At 65.7% G+C, this 18106-nt stretch carries 15 protein-coding genes and 1 pseudogene; 10 read left to right on the forward strand and 6 right to left on the reverse strand.

Features of this window, described 5'->3' with window-relative positions; all coding sequences use genetic code 11:
* Nucleotides 1–133: 133 nt before the first annotated feature.
* A complete protein-coding gene (locus M9H71_RS21925; protein ID WP_455407002.1) occupies nt 134–2104 on the forward strand; it encodes a putative bifunctional diguanylate cyclase/phosphodiesterase in 1971 nt (656 codons plus the stop codon).
* Nucleotides 2105–2176: 72 nt separating this feature from the next.
* A pseudogene (locus tag M9H71_RS21930) lies at nt 2177–2594 on the forward strand (secondary thiamine-phosphate synthase enzyme YjbQ).
* A gap of 20 nt (nt 2595–2614) precedes the next feature.
* Here M9H71_RS21930 and M9H71_RS21935 read toward each other — a convergent pair.
* The 4 genes from M9H71_RS21935 to M9H71_RS21950 form a co-directional block, all read right to left on the reverse strand.
* Nucleotides 2615–4675, reverse strand: a complete 2061-nt coding sequence (locus tag M9H71_RS21935; RefSeq protein ID WP_455407003.1) for an ATP-binding protein — start codon at nt 4673–4675, stop codon at nt 2615–2617.
* A gap of 202 nt (nt 4676–4877) precedes the next feature.
* Complete coding sequence (locus tag M9H71_RS21940) at nt 4878–5555, reverse strand: nitroreductase (protein ID WP_455407004.1); 678 nt, start codon at nt 5553–5555, stop codon at nt 4878–4880.
* A gap of 239 nt (nt 5556–5794) precedes the next feature.
* Nucleotides 5795–6217, reverse strand: coding sequence for a PIN domain-containing protein (locus tag M9H71_RS21945; RefSeq protein WP_455407005.1), 423 nt, complete (start codon nt 6215–6217; stop codon nt 5795–5797).
* A 27-nt stretch (nt 6218–6244) separates the two neighbouring features.
* Nucleotides 6245–6499 carry a FitA-like ribbon-helix-helix domain-containing protein gene (locus M9H71_RS21950; protein ID WP_455407006.1) on the reverse strand — a complete coding sequence of 85 codons (255 nt, stop codon included), beginning with the start codon at nt 6497–6499 and terminating at the stop codon, nt 6245–6247.
* Nucleotides 6500–6703: 204 nt separating this feature from the next.
* Here M9H71_RS21950 and M9H71_RS21955 point away from each other — a divergent pair, with 204 nt between their 5' ends.
* Nucleotides 6704–7393 (forward strand): DUF4336 domain-containing protein, encoded by a 690-nt coding sequence (locus M9H71_RS21955; protein WP_455407027.1) that lies wholly within the window; start codon nt 6704–6706, stop codon nt 7391–7393.
* Between the two features lie 646 nt (nt 7394–8039).
* On the opposite strand, the gene M9H71_RS21960 is transcribed toward M9H71_RS21955, so the two are convergent.
* The gene (locus tag M9H71_RS21960) at nt 8040–9443 is read right to left on the reverse strand and encodes an ApeA N-terminal domain 1-containing protein (protein ID WP_455407007.1); all 1404 of its coding nucleotides are present in this window, start codon (nt 9441–9443) and stop codon (nt 8040–8042) included.
* Between the two features lie 681 nt (nt 9444–10124).
* On the opposite strand from M9H71_RS21960, the gene M9H71_RS21965 reads away from it, so the two are divergent.
* The 5 genes from M9H71_RS21965 (at nt 10125) to M9H71_RS21985 (ending at nt 14716) form a co-directional block, all read left to right on the forward strand.
* Nucleotides 10125–11366, forward strand: a complete 1242-nt coding sequence (locus tag M9H71_RS21965) for an RluA family pseudouridine synthase (protein WP_455407008.1) — start codon at nt 10125–10127, stop codon at nt 11364–11366.
* The gene (locus M9H71_RS21970) at nt 11350–11766 is read left to right on the forward strand and encodes a hypothetical protein (protein WP_455407009.1); all 417 of its coding nucleotides are present in this window, start codon (nt 11350–11352) and stop codon (nt 11764–11766) included. Before M9H71_RS21965 ends, M9H71_RS21970 begins: the two co-directional genes overlap by 17 nt.
* A 14-nt stretch (nt 11767–11780) precedes the next feature.
* Nucleotides 11781–12566, forward strand: coding sequence for an ATP12 family chaperone protein (locus M9H71_RS21975; RefSeq protein ID WP_455407010.1), 786 nt, complete (start codon nt 11781–11783; stop codon nt 12564–12566).
* Nucleotides 12567–12635: 69 nt separating this feature from the next.
* The gene (fliK, locus tag M9H71_RS21980) at nt 12636–14444 is read left to right on the forward strand and encodes a flagellar hook-length control protein FliK (RefSeq protein ID WP_455407011.1); all 1809 of its coding nucleotides are present in this window, start codon (nt 12636–12638) and stop codon (nt 14442–14444) included.
* A complete protein-coding gene (locus M9H71_RS21985; protein WP_164604882.1) occupies nt 14441–14716 on the forward strand; it encodes an EscU/YscU/HrcU family type III secretion system export apparatus switch protein in 276 nt (91 codons plus the stop codon). Before fliK ends, M9H71_RS21985 begins: the two co-directional genes overlap by 4 nt.
* Before the next feature lies 1 nt (nt 14717).
* Here the strand turns inward: M9H71_RS21985 and M9H71_RS21990 are convergent, their stop codons facing one another.
* Complete coding sequence (locus M9H71_RS21990; protein WP_455407012.1) at nt 14718–15134, reverse strand: DUF4260 domain-containing protein; 417 nt, start codon at nt 15132–15134, stop codon at nt 14718–14720.
* Nucleotides 15135–15412: 278 nt separating this feature from the next.
* Here M9H71_RS21990 and M9H71_RS21995 point away from each other — a divergent pair, with 278 nt between their 5' ends.
* Together M9H71_RS21995 and M9H71_RS22000 are read left to right on the forward strand one after the other, a co-directional pair.
* Nucleotides 15413–16945 carry an acyl-CoA carboxylase subunit beta gene (locus M9H71_RS21995; RefSeq protein WP_455407013.1) on the forward strand — a complete coding sequence of 511 codons (1533 nt, stop codon included), beginning with the start codon at nt 15413–15415 and terminating at the stop codon, nt 16943–16945.
* A gap of 196 nt (nt 16946–17141) precedes the next feature.
* Nucleotides 17142–17999, forward strand: coding sequence for an SDR family oxidoreductase (locus tag M9H71_RS22000; protein ID WP_455407014.1), 858 nt, complete (start codon nt 17142–17144; stop codon nt 17997–17999).
* The last annotated feature ends 107 nt before the right edge of the window (nt 18000–18106 follow it).

An 18106-nucleotide genomic window follows, 5' to 3' on the forward strand; every position in this document is an offset into this window, starting at 1 on the left:
CGGAAACCAATCGGCTCGGATTATCAGCGCGTGGTCATTTTACCGCTGCGTGCAAAGCCGATGTTAAACGGCCTCTGGTTGATTGGCTGCTCCGAACAGCAGCGGCGTTTTCCATTACCGATCGATTGACTTCATGATCCGAGCCGACAGCAGCTTCAGGGCGATCGCTCTCGCCAAGGCCCAGGCCCGCACGGCGCTACGCAACGTTCGGCTCACGTTGATCTCCAATATCGTGATCGCGCTGTCGCTGGCGGCGCTGTTGTATCGCGAGAACGGCGAGACGCCGATCCTGTGGTGGTTCGGCGCCGCGACGGCGCTGGCGCTCGTCCGCGCCTGGTGGGTGGCCCGGCTGGCGAGGACCGGGGCGGCGGAGACCGCGCCGTATCAGGTGCTGCACCATCTCACCGCACTGGCTTTCGCCAGTGGCCTGTTATGGTGCGTCGTCCCTGCGGCGGTCGGCGTGTTCGCCGCCCAGCAGGGCATCGACTACATCACCTTCATCATGATCGGGACCTCCACCGGCGCGATCATTCAGAGCGCGTCTTACGCCCGCATCTCGCTCGCTTTCGCATTGCCGGTGATGGCCGCGACGCTGGTCCGGATCATGCTGACCGGCAACAGCTCGGACTACATCATCGCGCTCGACGGGCTGTTCCTCACCTTCATGCTGTTCCGCGCCGCGATCGGTGGCGAGCGCGAATTCATCGCCAGCCAGACCATCGCACTGGAGGCGACCGATCTGGCCGCCTCGCTGGCGAGCGCCAACAGCGAAGTGCTGAGTTCGAACCGCGCGCTGGAGCAGATCGCCCGCGCCGATCCGCTCACCGGCCTTGCCAACCGCAGTCACTTCCGCGAAGCCGCAGCGGCCGCGTGCCGATCCGGACAGGGCGTCGCCTTCGTGCTGTTCGACCTCGACAACTTCAAGACGATCAACGACACCCGCGGCCACGACGCCGGTGACCGGGTGATCGCCGCGGTGGCCGAACTGCTGCGCTCGTCCTGCGGACCGCAGGATCTGCCGGTGCGGCTCGGCGGCGACGAATTCATCGTGGTGCTGCAGGGCGACGACGTCGCGGGGCGGGCGCTGGCTTTGGCACGGCGGCTGAGCGGCGCGCTGACCCGGCCGGTTCAGGTTGCCGGCCAGCCGCTGGCGATCAGTTGCTCGATCGGCATCGCGGCGCATCCCGGCGGGCCGATCGATGTCGAGGACGTGTTCGCGCGCGCCGATGCGGCGCTGTACCGCGCCAAGGACGACGGCCGCGCCTGCATCCGGCTGTTCGACGCGCGGATGCAGGAGGAATTCCTGCTGCAGCGCTGCATCGACAGCGATCTGCCCGGCGCGCTCGGGCGCGGCGAACTGCATCTCGAATTCCAGCCGCAGGTGGTGCTGGCCACCGGGCAGGTGGTGGGCTTCGAGGCGTTGCTGCGCTGGCATCATCCGATCGCCGGCCTGATCCCGCCGCCTGACATCGTCCGCGCCGCGATCCGGCTGCAGCTCTCGGCGCGGCTGCTGTCGTTCATCGGCGATCGTGCCTGCGACTTCCTGCGTGCGCTGGACGCCAGCGGCGCGCCGACGATCAACGTCGCGATCAACGTCTCGCCGCGCGAGCTGACGCTGCATTCGCCGGCCAGGATCCTGATGGATCTGGCCCAGCGCCACGGCCTCGATCCGCACCGGATCGAGATCGAGATCACCGAGGAGGCGCTGTTTGATCCCAAGCAATGCGCGCGCGAATTGCAGCGGATTGAGCATTGCGGCTTTGGCCTCGCGATCGACGATTTCGGCGTCGGCCATTCGTCAATCTCCAATCTGATGACCGTGGCGCTCGACACCATCAAGATCGATCGCGCGTTCGTGCACGGCGTCAGCGCCAACCGGCAGAACCAGCAACTGATTGCCGCGATCACCGCGGTGGCGCAGCCGCTCGGCCATCGCATCATCGCCGAGGGCGTCGAGAGCCAGGGCGAGGCCGAGACGCTGCGGATGCTCGGCTGCTCCTACGGCCAGGGCTGGCTGTACGGCCGCCCGATGCGCGCGGCCGACGCGGTGGCGTGGCTGGCCGGCCTCGACGACGAGCGTCGCAGCGAACGGCAGCTCGCCTGAGTGCTTTACGCCGCGCCGCGGCCGCCGCATGGTTCGGCCCAACCGATCACACGGACCAAGGAGGGCGGCGCGATGAAGTCGTATCGCAAGGAGCTGTGGTTTCAGACGCCGGGACGGCGGGCGTTCATCAACATCACCGGCGAGGTCGAGCAGGCGCTGCGTGCCAGCGGCGTGCGCGAGGGCCTGGTGCTGGTCAATGCCATGCACATCACCGCGTCGGTGTTCATCAACGACGACGAGAGCGGGCTGCACGCCGATCGAGAAATGGCTGGAGCAGCTCGCGCCGCACGAGCCGGTGTCGTCCTATCGCCACAACCGCACCGGCGAGGACAACGCCGACGCGCACATGAAGCGCCAGGTGATGGGCCGCGAGGTGGTGGTGGCGATTACCGAAGGCCGGCTCGATTTCGGCCCCTGGGAGCAGATCTTCTACGGCGAGTTCGACGGCGGCCGCAGGAAGCGCGTGCTGATCAAGATCATCGGCGAGTGAGACACCGCGCCTTGCGGCAATTACTTGCCGATCAGCTCGCGGATCCGCGCGGCGAGGGTATCGACCGCGAACGGCTTGGTCAGCACCGCCATGCCGGGTTCGAGCTGGCCGTTGTTGAGCAGCGCGTTTTCGGCGAAGCCGGTGATGAACAGCACGTTGAGGCCGGGGCGGATGTCGCGGGCGGCGTCGGCTAGCTGGCGGCCGTTCATGCCGCCGGGCAGGCCGACATCGGTGATCAAAAGATCGATCCGCGCATCGGACTGCAGCAGCTTCAGCCCGCCGACGCTGTCGGAGGCCTCGATCGCAGTGTAGCCGAGGTCTTCCAGCACGTCGGCGACCAGCATCCGCACCGTCGGCTCGTCGTCGACCACCATCACGGTCTCGCCGGTGTGGGCGAACGGAATCTCGGTGGAGTCGGGGAAGCGGTCGTCCTCGGCGGCCTCGCCGCGGTGCCGCGGCAGATAGATACACACCATCGTGCCCTGGCCGACCTCGGAATAGATCCGCACCTGGCCGCCGGACTGCTGCGCGAAGCCGTAGATCATCGACAGGCCGAGTCCGGTGCCCTGGCCGATCGGCTTGGTGGTGAAGAACGGATCGAACGCCTTGGCGATCACGTCGGGCGTCATCCCGGTGCCGGTGTCGGAGACGCACAGCGAGACGTATTGCCCGCTCGGGATATCGTAGATGCTCGCCTGGGTGCGGTCGATCCAGCGATTGCCGGTTTCGATCGTGATCTTGCCGCCGTTCGGCATCGCGTCGCGGGCGTTGATACACAGATTGAGCAGTGCGCTTTCGAGCTGCGGCACGTCGACCAGCACGCTCCACAGCCCGGTGGCGCCGACGTGTTGAACCTCGATGCCCGGGCCGACGCTGCGCTGGATCAGGTCGAGCATCGAGGCGACCAGGCGGTTGACGTTGGCGGCGGTCGGCGTCAGCGTCTGGCGGCGCGCGAAGGCGAGCAGGCGGTGGGTCAGCGAGGCGGCGCGCTTTACCGCGCCCTGCGCGGCGCCGACGTACTTCTCGATCTCGCCGACGCGGCCCTGGCGGATCCGCGCGCTCATCAGTTCCAGGCTGCCGGAGATGCCGGCGAGCAGATTGTTGAAGTCGTGCGCCAGGCCGCCGGTGAGCTGGCCGACCGCTTCCATCTTCTGTGACTGGCGGAGCTGCTCGGCGGAGCGCATCAGCTCGGCGCGGGCTTCGGCGACGCGCTGCTCCAGCGTCTCGTTCAGCGCGCGCAGCTCGTCGATGGCGCGGTCGCGTTCGGCCACCAGCGCGCGGCGGTCGTCGATGTCGATCAGCACGCCGGGAAAGCTGAGCGGCGTGCCGTCGGGCCCGTGCTCGACCCGGCCGTTGGCCTCCAGCCAGTAGTATTTGCCGTCGGCGCGGCGCACCCGATACTGGTGCGCGTAGGGCCCGCCGCGCTTGATCGCCTCGTCGATCGCCGCCGAAAGACCGGCCTGATCGTCGGGATGCACCGTCGCCACCACTTGCGCGAGACTCAGCCCTTCACGGCCGAGCTTCGGGTCGAGTCCGAACGCGCGCGCGAACGCTTCGTCGACGGTGAAGCGGTCGCTCGGCAGATCCCACAGCCAGGTCCCGATGATCGCCCCGGCGGCGAGCGCGAGCTGCACCCGCTGCACGTTCTCGCGCGCCAGCTTCTCGCTGTCGCGTAGCGCGGCCTCGGCACGCTTGCGCGCGGTGATATCGCGGAACAGCACCGAGACCTGACGCAGCTCCGGCGGCTCGATCCGCGTTGCCGACACTTCGATAATGCGGTTCACCGCGACGAAGGCACGCTCGAAATGAATCGGCCGGCCGGTGACGAGTACGCTGCGATACAGTTCCGCCCAGCCGTCGGCTTCATCCGGCACCAGATCGCGCAAGGTCCGGCCGACGATGTTGGGAATCCCGGTCTGCTTCTCGTAGCCGGCGTTGGCTTCGATATGGCGATAGTCGCTGAGCGGGCCGTGCGGGCCGTCGAAGAATTCGATGATGCAGAAGCCGTCGTCGATCGCCTCGAACAGCGCACGATAGCGCGCCTCGCTCTGACTGACGGCGGGACTGGGAGGGGGCTGCATCGGGCTCGAACAACCGGCGGGCGTGACGCGGAGGGGCGGAAACGGAACTGGAAAAGCGGGCGCGCCGCTGAAGGCCGGCCCGGACCGTGGCCGCTCGGCGGCCATGCGCATTACTCTCCGAATTGCGAGCGTTTGTCAAAGCAGCTTGACATTGTCTCGCCCCGCGGCGCTGGGCCGCGGAGCGATGTCGGCTCGGCTCGTGTCAGCCGTCGAACCCGACGAACCGCGCGGCTTCGCGCACCGGCTTGCGTTCCGACACCACGGCGTTGGCGGGGAATTCGTCGTCCGGCCAGCCGAGCGCGATCGCCTTCATGATCACCTGATCGTCGGCGATGCCGGCATGCTCGCGTACCACCGGAGATTGCATGATGCCCTGGCTGTTGATCACTGCCCCTAAGCCCCGCGACCACGCGGCGTTGACCAGCGCGTTGGTCACCGCGCCGCAATCGAACGGGGTGTCGTCGCTGTCGCTCAGCGTGCGGTCGTAGGTGATGATGATACACACCGGCGCGTCGAACTGGCGGAAGCCGCGCAGCACCCAGTCCTGCCGCTTGGCCTGATCGTCGCGCGCGATCCCCATCGCCGAGAACAGTTGCTTGGCGACGGTGATCTGCCGCTCGCGATGAGGGCCGGCGAACGGCTGCCCGGTCCGGAATTCGCGGCTGTGCGGCACGCCGGCGAGGTTGCGCTCGGTGTTGCCGGCGCGGATGCGGTCCAGCGGCTCGCCGGTGAGCACGGTGAAATTCCACGGTTGGCTGTTCATCGAGGAGGGCGCCCGCATCGCCAGTTCGAGGATCTCCTCGATCAATTCCCGCGGTACGGGATCAGGCTTGTAGCCGCGGATCGAGCGGCGGCCGCGGACCACGTCGTCGTATTGCATGCGTCTGGTTTCCCCCAAAGCTTCTGATTGCCGCGGAGTGTCGCGGTTTCGAACGCCGAGTGCAAGATGGCGACGCACCCCGTCATTCCGGGGTGCGCGAACCGCGCGCGAAGCCGGAATCTCGAGGTGAGCTGTTCGCCCGATCGAGGACTGTGGCCCGCATGAGCGCAGCGAGATGCGGGGCGGCGTATCAATCCTGTGAGCCCGGGTATCGCTTCGCTCACCTGGGCTACGCTTGCTCAGTCGCCGGCCGTCCAAGGATTAATGACCGTCAGGCCTGCGGCGTCGAACGCGCTTGCGTCGCGCGACGCGACACTACAGCCGTGTGCGGCAGCGATCGCGGCGATATAGCCGTCGGGCGTGGGGAAGCCCTTACCGGCCGCGCGCGCCTGGACGGCGAGATCTGCATAGCGCCGCGCCGCAGGCGTATCGAAGTGCAGGACGCGGTGGTCGAACTGCTCCAGCAAGCCGTCGATCCGAACTGCCAGCAGGTCCTTTCGCTTGCCGTCCGGCATCGCGCCGACGCCGAAGAGAAGTTCGGCCACGGTGATGCTGGACAGGAACAAGGTCTCGGCCGCCTGAGTGTCGAGCCAGGCGCGGACCAAGGGGTGAGGTTCGGGCTTGATCGCCTCGGAGACGACATTGGTGTCGAGCAGGATCATTCGAAGCACCAATTCCGAAGCGTCAAGTCATTCGAACTTCATCGGCTCGGCGGGACGTGTGTCGCGGACCTGTTCGAGTGCCTCGATATCGGCGTTGGTGAGACCCATTTTCCGGCTTATGTCCGACAAAGCCGTCCCGAGCAGCACGCGGCTCTCGGGGCGGGCGGCAGCCTCCAGAATGGCGCGCATCTCGGCTTCGGCGCTGCGATTGTGCTGCGCCGCGCGGAGCTTCAGGGCGCGATGCGCCTCGTCGGAGAGGTTGCGAATGGTGACGGCGACCATGATGGCGTCCCCCCGCGGGATAACAGCGATGCTATCAGAATAGGCAGGATGATCGCGTTTTTCAATGATGACACCGACCCGGCTGGGGGGGTAGGTCGCGATGGCGGAGGCGGAGGGGCGGGTTTCTGCAGGGTGGCGCTGAGCGCAGCGAAGCCCACGCAGACACATCGCGGCGCTTCCGAAGCTCACTGCATTGGACCCGCCATGCTGAAACAATTTGGTCGCGACATCTGGACGGCGGACGGTCCCGATGTGGCGCTGAGCGGATTTCATTACCCCACCCGGATGGCGATCATTCGCCTGTCCGGCGGCGGCCTGTTCATCTGGTCGCCGATCGCGCTCACGGACGGGCTTCGCGCCGAGGCCGATGCGCTCGGCGAGGTCTGTCACATCGTCGCTCCGAATTCGCTGCACCATTTGTTCCTGCCCGAATGGAAGCAGGCCTACCCGAACGCAAGACTGTACGCGCCGCCAAGGCTGCGCGCGAAGCGCGGCGATATCGGGTTCGACGGCGACCTTGGCGATGTGGCGAACCCGGAGTGGGCGGCGGAGATTGATCAGGCGCTGATCCGTGGAAACCTGATCACGACGGAGGTCGTGTTCTTTCACATCCGGAGCGGCACGGTGCTGTTCACCGATCTGATCCAGCAGTTTCCGGTCGATTGGTTCTCGGGCTGGCGCGCCTGGGTGGCAAAGCGCGACCTGATGGTCGAGCCGGAGCCGTCCGTGCCGCGCAAATTCCGTCTCGCCTTCACCAATCGCCGCGCGGCCCGTGCCTCGCTTCAACCGGTTCTCGCCTGGCCCGCCGAGCATGTGCTGATGGCGCACGGCACCCCCGTCGCCCGCGACGGCAGGGCCTTCATCCGCCGTGCGTTTGCCTGGCTGAGGCCGTGATTTCCGGAGCGCAGGCGAGCAATCGGTGCCCACATCAGCGCAGCGACATGCGGGGGTGGGCCTTGCGATTAAATTCCGGGTATCGCTACGCTTACCCGGGCTACGCTTGCTAAGTTCAATTTCACCGTCGCGCCCTATTTACCGCCGCCTCAAGCGGAAAGTGTGTATCATTCGGTCTGCTATTTGTAGTTCTTTCCTGCGGTTGGAGGGGGCGATGGAAATCATTAGATGCCCACGATGCGAAGGTCAGGGAACGCTCATCTGTCCAAAATGTGATGGCTCTGGAAAAGCGTGGGCAGTTGGTCAAGGTGGCTATTACAAGTGTCCGCAATGCAAAGGAGATGGTGGGATTCGATGCCCGCTATGTAGAGGCCGCAAGACTGTCAAGAAGTAGAAGCGGAGCCAGCAAGCACCGTAGCCCGTATGAGCGCAGAGACATGAGGGGTGGCGGGCCCGTCGCGGGTATCGCTTCGGTCACCCGGGCTACTCGCTACTCGCCGAGCAATCAATGATCACAGCTTACTTCCTGGTACAGCCCCAGGCACGCTTTATAGCCCGCATGAGCGCAGCGAGATATGCGGGGTGGGCCTTGCGACGAAACCCCGGGTATCGCTACGCTCACCCGGGCTACGCTTGCTGCATGAGATCACAGAATCCGTTCGGGAACGAATAGCCCGTACCGATGCGGTTGCCGCATGAAAACATCGGCTATTTCCTCTCCTGTGAAACCGAGTATTTTTAGGACATGATAGCGACCTAAGGCCGCTAGGTAGCGAAGATAGATGGCCATTTCTTGGGCAACCTCGCTGGACACTTCGAGGCCTCGTCCATGCGGGACTACGTTTCGTAGATCTCTTATGCGTTTCAAGTCTGGATTTGTCCTAAACCCATCGGCGTTCCATTTTTGATGAAGACGTTCGAGACGTTTCAAAAGTGAGAACCTATTCGACGCTGCTCCACTTATTCGCTCAAAGAACATTCGGTTCGCATCAGATCCATGTTTGTTGACCAACTCCTTAAGGCTCTCTTTTTCTTGATTGAAATTCTCATCCGCTCCCGATCCGAATGTGCGATCGTCAAATGCTTCCAGGCAGCCGAGGATTTCACCGAATCCTTGGGTGATGGAGAGGTCGAAATCTTCCACCGTTTGAATTTGGTCGGCTAGGAAGATGAGTTCGTCACTGCCTCTGGAAATATTGCTCAGTAACGTCTCCAGCGAGATCGGCGATCGCTCCTCGGTGATGAGGCGATCGTGCATGTCCGGCAGATCATCTCTACGCCGTTTTCTGTGTGCGGGTCGGTACCAATACTCCGCAATGATCTCCTGATCCTCATCGTTCCACTGTCGCTTCTGCGTTGTGGGGAGCCAATACAGTGGTGCGCTCACACGTGCGCCGATCAGAAATTCGAACAGAGAAGATATCCGCCAAGCCATACGAGTGATGACGCCGAAATTGACTGGTTCGCGGAATTCAAATTTCAGCGTGGTGTGCTCTTCCACTTTCGTGATGTCGCTGCCGGCAGCAAGCGCTACGCTTACGACTTCTGCCGAGGTTCCGTCTGGAAGAGTCAAATGTCGCTGACGAGGCGGTTGGACGTCTACCGAGAGAGTTGGAAGTTTAACGTCCTCCGACCAATCTCGACTGACTAGGCGAGGATTGACCCAGGCGTGAAACGCTGGATGCTCCACTATCAATCCAGTGAAGATAGATGCCTTGATGTCCTCCAAGAAGACATTTTTCAGGATAGCGCTGGCGACAAAGCGCCGAGACTCGCGCAATGCTGGGTGATTTACGCTGGCGGTGCCCATATTGATCTGTTGGAGCCGAGGCTCGATCAGGGTTGCTGGCTGCTGATAGCCAAGCCATCCCGTGAGAGTGTCACCGCTGATGATAGGATCGTTTTGTCTTGCACCGCGCTCGAAGAATCTAATTGTGTCCAGAAATATCCCTTCATCGAGATCAAAGGTGAGGCGCCCCGGTAAGTGACCGGTGTCGTCGCTGTCGTTCCTGCGAATAGCAAGCCATTCCTCGAAAGTTTCAAGCTTCATTTGCGTTTTCCATGTGAGGCTAACCGATCGGCGAATCCTTGTGTTCGAGCAAGACATTCGCTTGCGGGACGGAGCGTAGAAAATTGGTAAGACGATCCGCGCTTTTTCGAGCGAACAGTTAGAATATCTCTGTTGATCCAGGCATTGACAGAATCCAAATAGGATCATATACCTAATTCCATTCCGTCCACGAGGGGCGCTTTGAGAGGCGTCTTGGAGTGGGGCGGGGTGTGGCGCCTGCGGGCGGGGGCAGACGTGCTCTTTTCCTCCGGGAGGCTGAAGGTCGCCGTCCGCCGCTACTACGAGCGGCCGCCCTGTGCATGGCTGGACGGGCGCAGAGGAGGCGGGGAGAGCCCGCAAGCTCGCTGCGTTCCCGGAAGAACGGTCCCGAAGCCAAAAGTCGCCCATAGCAGCCGCAGGCTGCGTAAACTTGCCTGCGATGTGGAGCGCCGGAGGGCGTTTCCGCGAGACAAGGCGCCGGCGTTCCGGCGTGCGAGGCTCGCGGCCACCGACGACAAGGCGCGCTGTCCGGCGCTCCGCCGCCCCTCACGATCGGGGCGGACTGCCGCACAACTCGGGCGCCCCGCGCCGCGAGGTCGCGGCGGCGTGAGGCCGAGCAATTCCCGTGACCGGGTGCGGCTTTTGCGCTAGGCACGGCGTTTATTCCCGGAGCGAAGATTGATGAGCCGTCGAACCAAGAAACCCCTTTCCAAGCGCGGCCCTGGCGGCGAGCGCGCCAAGGGCGCGCGGCCGGCGTCCGGCCGGTCGGCGCCGCGCGGGGGCCTCGACGGGCCGGTGCGCGGCAATCGCGGCGAGGACGGGCGGCCAGTGTCGGCGCGGCCGGTGCGCAAGCCGGCGCCGCCGCGCGCGCCGAAGCCTGACGCGTCGCGGCCCGAGCCGGCCAAGCCCGCCGCCGAAACCGCGGTTCTGCCGACCAAGGTCGAGACCGTCACCGTGACGGCGGACGAGAACGGCATGCGGGTCGATCGCTTCCTCGAAGCGCGGTTTCCCGGGCTGTCGTTCAGCCACATCCAGCGCATCGTCCGCAAAGGCGAGCTGCGGGTGAACGGCAAGCGCGCCGACAGCAAGGATCGGCTCGAAGAAGGCCAGAGTGTCCGCATCCCGCCGCTCAAGCTCGACGCGCCAAAACTGCCCGGCCATCTGTCCGAAGCCGAGCAGAAGACGCTTGCGGCGCTCAAGGAGATGACGCTGTTCGAGGACGCCGACGTGCTGGTGCTGAACAAGCCGGCCGGCCTCGCGGTGCAGGGCGGCTCGGGCACGACGCGGCACATCGACCAGATGCTGGAAGTGCTGCGCGACGCCAAGGGCCAGAAGCCGCGCCTGGTGCACCGCATCGACAAGGAAACCGCCGGCTGTCTCTTGGTCGCCAAGACCCGCTTCGCCGCCACCGCGCTGACCGGCTCGTTCCGCCACCGCTCGGCGCGCAAGATCTATTGGGCGCTGGTCGCCGGCGTGCCGAAGCCGAAGCAGGGGCGGATCTCGACGTACCTCGCCAAGGACGAGAGCGAGGAGGATTCGATCATGCGCGTCGCCAAGCACGGCGACGACGGCGCCAGCCATGCGGTGACGTACTACGCGGTGGTCGAGACCTCCGGCCAGAAGCTGGCCTGGGTGTCGCTGAAGCCGGTGACCGGGCGCACCCATCAGCTGCGCGCCCACATGGCGCATATCGGTCACGCCATCGTCGGCGATCCGAAGTACTTCAACATCGAGAACTGGCAGCTGCCCGGCGGTCTGCAGAACCGGCTGCATCTCTTGGCGCGCCGCATCGTCATCCCGCATCCGCGCGGCGGCGTCATCGACGTCTCGGCGCCGCTGCCGCCGCATATGCTGCAGAGCTGGAACCTGCTCGGGCTCGAGCACGACCGGTTCGATCCGATCGAACATGCGCCGGAAGAATGAGGGCCTGCGCCGGCTTGCGGCTGCGCGCGGCGATGCCGACATGGCCAAGATGAAGCGACCTCACATCCTATTGGCCGCGGTTCTGGTCGTCGGCGCATGCGCCGGCCCTGCCGCCGCGCAGGTGGTGCTGCCGGGCGCCATGCCCTCGGCGATTCCGCCGATGGCGCCGCCGCCATCGCCGCCGCCGCCGGTGATCACCGTGCCGAAGGTGCCGCAACTCGCTGCGCCGCCGCCGCTCACCCACGAGCGGATCCAGCCGGCGCCGGACCTGCCGAAAGCGCAGCTGCGGCAGCGCGGTCATTTCGGCGACCGCATCGCGCGCTGCCTCGACGAGGGCGCCGCGATGGGGCTCAACGCCAGCGAGCGCGCCGCGTATTCGCGCGCCTGTGCCAATCAGTAGGTCGAGAAACCAGGATGCGTGATCTGTTCGACGAGGTGGCCGGCAAGTCGCCGCTCGATCCCAACGAAGCGGTGCGGCGCACCAGCCGCGCGCAGCTGCCGAAGCGGTTCTACACGCAGGCGAGCGTCACCGAGGAGGACGGCGGCTTCTCGGTGCGGCTCGATGGCCGCGCGGTGAAGACGCCTTCGCGCAACGCGCTGGCCGCGCCGGACCCCGCGCTCGCCGAAGCGATCGCCGCCGAATGGCAGGCGCAGGGCGAAACCATCGATCCGTCGACGATGCCGCTGACCCGGCTCGCCAACAGCGTGATCGACGGCGTCACCGGCCGGATCGATGCGGTGACCGACGACATCGCCAAGTACTTCGGCTCGGACCTGCTGTTCTATCGCGCCGAGCATCCAGAGGAGCTGATCGCGCGCGAAGCTGCGCATTGGGATCCGGTACTGTATTGGGCCGCGGAGGCGTTCGGCGCGCATTTCATCCTGGCACAGGGCATCATCCACGCGGCGCAGCCGGAGACCGCGATCGCGGCGGCGCGCGCGGCGCTGCCGGCCGATCCATGGTCGATCGGCGCGCTGCATGTCGTCACCACCATCACCGGCTCGGCGCTGCTGGCGCTGGCGCTGGCGCACGGCCGGCTCGATGCCGATCAGGTGTGGGCCGCTGCGCATGTCGACGAGGATTGGAACATCGAGCAGTGGGGCCTCGACGAGGAGGCCGCCGCGCGCCGCGCCGCCAAGCAGGCGGAGTTCGCCGCCGCCGCCCGGGTGATTGCGGCGCTGGGTTCCCGGAGAAGTTAACGACGGGTTTACGACCCTCGCTTAGTCTGATCGGATTGCGATTTCAGCAGCCGCCCGCAAAGGACAGCGATGGCGATTTCGGTCAATCCGAACCTTCCTTTGGTCGCGCTGCAGGGTGCGACGGCCGACGTGCTGTTGCAGCCCGGCGCGGTGCTGCAGGCCAAGGTGCTGTCGGTCCTCGATAACAACCAGGTTCGGATCGCGATCGGCGGCCAGACCGTCGAAGCCACCACCCAGGTTCCACTGCAGGCCGGTCAGACCTTGCAGGTGTCGGTGTCGCAGACCGATGCCGGCATTCGTCTGGCGATCGTCAATCAGCCGGTTACCACCACGACCGCGCAGGCGGCGCTGGCGGCGTCCGGCCCGGCGGTCGACAGCGTCACGCTCGGTCCCCAGGCGATCGTGGTGACCTCGGCGCAGGCGGCGCCGAGCATCGTGCCGGCCGCAACTCCGGCGCTGACCCCGCAGCAGGCCGCCGCGGTCGCGACCGCCGCCCAAACGGCGGTGACGCATCAGACCGGGCTGTCGGCGCTGTTCGCCAATCTCGGAGCGGTGGCCGGTTCGAGCGCGCTGCCGGCGGCGGTACGCGAGGCCGCCGCGCAAGTGCTGGCGCAACAATTGCCGACCGCAGGCGGCCTGTCCGGCGCCGACATCCAGAAGGCGGTTCAGAGTTCCGGGATCTTCCTCGAAGCGGCGCTCGCGGCGGGCAGGCCGGCCGCGGCCGGTGGCGCCGACCTGAAGGCGGCGCTCCTGGTGCTGCGTCAGGTGCTCTCCACCGCGCTCGGCGCCGCCACCGTACAGGCCGGCGGCGCCACGACGACGCCGGTGCTGCAGAACGGGCAGGGCACTGCGCTGCTGGCGCTCACCGCGCAGCTCGAGGCCGAGGCCAATCTGCTCGGCAAGACCGGCCAAACCACCCCCGGCCAAGCCACCACCGGACAAGCTTCGGAGCCGACCGCTGCGAACGGCGCGACGACGGCGCTGCCGTTCACCGCCTCGCCGACGCTGGCGAGCGCGGCCGCCGCGACCGCGGCTGCGAGCGCGAGCACCTCCGAGCAGTCGCTGGTGCAGAACGTGATCGCCCAGCTCACCGGCACCGCGACATCCGCGCAGGCCGAGACCGCCGCATCCCGCAATGTCGCGACGCTCAGCGCGCTGCAGCAGGCGCTGCAGGCCGATCCGCGCACCGCCGCCATTCTGCTCAAGGCCGGGCTGAACAATCCGGTGCTGCTGTCGCTGCTGCCGGCACTGACCGGCACCCGCGTCGTCAAGGACGACAGCGGCATCGCCCGGACCAACACGCCGCCGCCGCCGTTTCCCGGCGCGCTCCCGGCCGCCCAGCCGGTGATGCCCGCCAATCTCAACCCGCACGCCCCGCTCGATGCCAATTTGCGCCGGATTCTGACCGAGACCGAAGGCGCGCTGGCGCGGCAGACGCTGCTGCAGGTCGCTTCGCTGCCGGATCGCGCCGACGCCGCGGCGGCGCGGCTCGATGCCGCCCAGCCGCGCTGGAGCTTCGAGATCCCGCTCGCCACTCCGCAGGGAACCGCCGTGGCGCAGTTCGAGATTTCGCGCGACCGCGACGAGGCCGCTCAGGCCGGTGCCGCTGCGGGCACAGTGTGGCAGGCGCGGTTTTCGCTCGATGTCGAGCCCGCCGGTCCGGTGCACGCCCTGATCTCGCTGCGCGGGGAGAAGACCTCGGTGCGGCTATGGGCGGAGCGCCCCGCCACGACCGCCCAATTGCGCGCCGACGCCGCCGACCTCGGCCAAGCGCTCGCCCGCGCCGATCTAGTGCCCGGCGATATCGTGGTGCGCGACGGCACGCCGCCCGCGCCACGCCCGGCCGCAGCCGGCCATTTTCTGGACCGCGCGCTGTGACCACAACAGACACCAAGAATCCGCTCGCGATCGCCCTCCACTACGATTACACCGGCGCGCCGCGGGTGGTCGCCAAGGGCAAGGGCGTGCTCGGCGCCAAGATCATCGAAGTCGCCAAACAGCACGACATCCCGATCGAAGAGAACGAGATGCTCGCCGGCGCGCTGTCGCATGTCGAGCTCGGCGACGAAATCCCCGAAGAACTGTACAAGGCGGTGGCCGAAGTCCTGGCCTTCGTGCTGCGGCTGTCGGGGCGTGGCCCGGTGCGTTGACTCAGTGCTGGCCGGCCGGCGCCTTGCCGATCAGGCCGAGATGGGTGAAGCGGAAGCCGGTCTTGTACTTCAGGCCGTAGCCCAGCGCGCGGTCGAAGCCGATATGGGCCAGCCAGATCATCGCCACCGTGCCGGCATACGGAATCAGCAGCACGATCCCGGCGATCGCCAGCAGCAGCGGCCCGACCGTCGAATGCAGCACGTTGTAGACCACCGCGCCGACTTTCGGCCCGGCCAGATAGCCGAGAAAGCCGAGGTCGGGCGCGAAGAACAGCAGCGCGTATAGCTCCCACGGCGCATCCGAGATCACGTAGAACAGAGAGCAGCCGACGAACAACGCCAGGCCCTCGGCGCGCAGCACGGTGAGAACGCCTCCGCTCTCCATGACGGGATCAGCGGTCGGCGGGGCGGCGGTCATGGGTCGGCTCCGTGTGGGCGGCCTCGCGATATAGGAGGGTTCGGGGCAGGGCGCCATCGCGGTTTCGCATCGGGCGGATGCAGATTCAGCGGCGGTGCGCGGCTGCCGCCCGCCGAAGCCTGCAGAACCGGCTTCGGACACGCCAAAAGGGCTAGGCCGGTCCGTCCCAAGGCGGTTTCCTCCCGCGAAATGCCCGTGCTAGAAGGCCTTGATTGTTGCGGTGAAACGGGCAAAACCTCCGCACGCCCAACCAAGAAAAGAAAACCGGCTTATTGATCATGAAGCACATCCTGGAAGCATTGGACGAACGGCGGACGGCAGCCAAGCTCGGCGGCGGTGAAAAGCGCATCAACGCTCAGCACTCCCGCGGCCGGCTCACCGCACGCGAACGGATCGACCTGCTGCTCGACAAGCATTCGTTCGAGGAAATGGACATGTTCGTCCAGCACCGCTCGACCGAATTCGGGATGGAAAAGACCAAGATCCCCGGCGACGGCGTCGTCACCGGCTGGGGCACGGTCAACGGCCGCAAGGTGTTCGTGTTCGCCAAGGACTTCACCGTGTTCGGCGGCTCGCTGTCCGAGACCCACGCGGCGAAGATCACCAAGATCCAGGACATGGCGCTGAAGGCGCGGGCCCCGATCATCGGCCTGTACGACGCCGGCGGCGCCCGCATCCAGGAGGGCGTCGCGGCGCTCGCCGGTTACTCCTACGTGTTCCGCCGCGTGGTGCAGGCCTCCGGCGTGATCCCGCAGATCAGCGTCATCATGGGCCCGTGCGCCGGCGGCGACGTCTATGCGCCAGCGATGACCGACTTCATCTTCATGGTGAAGAACACCAGCTACATGTTCGTCACCGGCCCCGACGTGGTGAAGACGGTGACCAACGAAGTCGTCACTCCGGAAGAGCTCGGCGGCGCCTCGGTGCACGCCACCAAGTCCTCGATCGCCGACGGCGCGTTCGAGAACGACGTCGAGACCCTGCTGCAGATGCGCCGGCTGCTCGACTTCCTGCCGGCGAACTCCTCCGAAGGCGTGCCGGAATGGCCGAGCTTCGACGATATCGAGCGCGAGGACTTCTCGCTCGACACGCTGATCCCGGACAATCCGAACAAGCCCTACGACATGAAGGAGCTGATCCTCAAAGTCGTGGACGAGGGCGATTTCTTCGAGCTGCAGGACACGTTCGCCAAGAACATCATCACCGGTTTCGGCCGCATCGCCGGCCGCACGGTGGGCTTCGTCGCCAACCAGCCGATGGTGCTCGCCGGCGTGCTCGACAGCGACGCGTCGCGGAAGGCGGCGCGGTTCGTGCGGTTCTGCGACAGCTTCAACATTCCGATCGTGACCTTCGTCGACGTGCCGGGCTTCCTGCCGGGCACCGCGCAGGAATACGGCGGCCTGATCAAGCACGGCGCCAAGCTGCTGTTCGCATTTTCGCAGTGCACCGTGCCGCTGGTCACCGTGATCACCCGCAAGGCCTATGGCGGTGCATTCGACGTCATGGCGTCGAAGGAAATCGGCGCCGATATCAACTACGCCTGGCCGTCGGCGCAGATCGCGGTGATGGGCGCCAAGGGCGCGGTCGAGATCATCTTCCGCCAGGACATGGACGATCCGGACAAGATCGCGGCGCGGACCAAGGAATACGAGGACCGCTTCCTGTCGCCGTTCATCGCGGCCGAGCGCGGCTACATCGACGACGTCATCATGCCACATGCCACCCGCCGCCGCATCGCGCGCGCGCTGGCGATGCTGCGCGACAAGAAGATGGAAATCCCGGCGAAGAAGCACGACAACATGCCGCTGTAACGGCATCGGTTCGTTTGGTTGAACAGGGCGGTGATCGCGACACGATCACCGCCCTTCGTGTTTTTGAGCCGGCGGGTAGCTCCCGGCCAGGCTTATTTGATGGCCCAACCAGGATGCGGACTCATAAGGGCGCAGCCATCGGCTCAGATGTCTGGTATCTGTGCGTATCGTCATGCCTAATTGAATTGATGTCCGGATGAGAATTCTGATTTTTGGCTTGGGCTATTCGGCCAGCTACATCGCGCAACATTTGCAGGGCGCTGGGATCGAGGTGACTGCGACCGTCAGAACAAGCGCCAAGGCCGAAGAGTTGGGGCGGCGGGGGATCACTGCACGGGTGTTTTCATCCTCTTTTGTCGATCCTCTGATTGTTGATGATATCAAGTCGAGCGACGCCATTCTGTCGTCGGTACCTCCGAGTGAATCCGGCGACCCGGTTCTCGCGTCCTTCATTGGCTCTATCACCAGTGACTCCAGGCCGCGGTGGATCGGCTATCTTTCGACGATCGGTGTGTATGGTGACCACCTCGGCAATTGGGTCGACGAAACAACGCCTGCGAAGTCGGAAAAGCCCCGCTCGCAGCTCCGGATCGCCGCCGAGCAGGCCTGGCTGGCGTTAGGCGCGCAAGTTTTTCGTCTATCAGGGATCTACGGCCCGGGCCGAAACCAACTTGAGAAGCTCGCAGCCGGAACGGCGACACGTATCATCAAGCCCGGCCAAGTCTTCAATCGAATTCACGTTGCCGATATCGCCGCGGTGGTCGCCGCGTCACTTTCGCGACCGCGATCTGGCGCCGTTTACAATGTGACCGACAACGAGCCGGCACCGCCGCAGCAGGTCGTCGAATTCGCCGCGGACCTATGCGGACGAACACCGCCTCCTGAAATTGCTTTCGAGCACGCCGAGCTGTCTCCGATGGCGCGCAGCTTCTATCTGGAGAATTGCCGGGTCCGCAACGATCTGATCCGCACGGAGTTGGGGGTTACATTGGCCTATCCATCCTATCGGGAAGGGCTCTCGGCGCTGCGAGCGCTCGGCGAGGGGCCAGCCTAGTGGGCGGAGAGCTTTGAGAGCGGAGCGCGGCGCCCCAGCTGTGCTGTTGAACCCCATCTGCTCGTTCGAGCTTGGAAAGGGTGGTGGTCATAAGATCACCGTTAGCG

The sequence above is a fragment of the Rhodopseudomonas parapalustris genome (assembly GCF_053772255.1).

Bases quoted from the DNA above. Each gene is read 5' to 3' on its own strand.
- M9H71_RS21925 (WP_455407002.1), top strand. From the start codon at position 134: ATGATCCGAGCCGACAGCAGCTTCAGGGCGATCGCTCTCGCCAAGGCC.
- M9H71_RS21935 (WP_455407003.1), bottom strand. From the start codon at position 4,675: ATGCAGCCCCCTCCCAGTCCCGCCGTCAGTCAGAGCGAGGCGCGCTAT.
- M9H71_RS21940 (WP_455407004.1), bottom strand. From the start codon at position 5,555: ATGCAATACGACGACGTGGTCCGCGGCCGCCGCTCGATCCGCGGCTAC.
- M9H71_RS21945 (WP_455407005.1), bottom strand. From the start codon at position 6,217: ATGATCCTGCTCGACACCAATGTCGTCTCCGAGGCGATCAAGCCCGAA.
- M9H71_RS21950 (WP_455407006.1), bottom strand. From the start codon at position 6,499: ATGGTCGCCGTCACCATTCGCAACCTCTCCGACGAGGCGCATCGCGCC.
- M9H71_RS21955 (WP_455407027.1), top strand. From the start codon at position 6,704: ATGCTGAAACAATTTGGTCGCGACATCTGGACGGCGGACGGTCCCGAT.
- M9H71_RS21960 (WP_455407007.1), bottom strand. From the start codon at position 9,443: ATGAAGCTTGAAACTTTCGAGGAATGGCTTGCTATTCGCAGGAACGAC.
- M9H71_RS21965 (WP_455407008.1), top strand. From the start codon at position 10,125: ATGAGCCGTCGAACCAAGAAACCCCTTTCCAAGCGCGGCCCTGGCGGC.
- M9H71_RS21970 (WP_455407009.1), top strand. From the start codon at position 11,350: ATGCGCCGGAAGAATGAGGGCCTGCGCCGGCTTGCGGCTGCGCGCGGC.
- M9H71_RS21975 (WP_455407010.1), top strand. From the start codon at position 11,781: ATGCGTGATCTGTTCGACGAGGTGGCCGGCAAGTCGCCGCTCGATCCC.
- fliK (WP_455407011.1), top strand. From the start codon at position 12,636: ATGGCGATTTCGGTCAATCCGAACCTTCCTTTGGTCGCGCTGCAGGGT.
- M9H71_RS21990 (WP_455407012.1), bottom strand. From the start codon at position 15,134: ATGACCGCCGCCCCGCCGACCGCTGATCCCGTCATGGAGAGCGGAGGC.
- M9H71_RS21995 (WP_455407013.1), top strand. From the start codon at position 15,413: ATGAAGCACATCCTGGAAGCATTGGACGAACGGCGGACGGCAGCCAAG.
- M9H71_RS22000 (WP_455407014.1), top strand. From the start codon at position 17,142: ATGAGAATTCTGATTTTTGGCTTGGGCTATTCGGCCAGCTACATCGCG.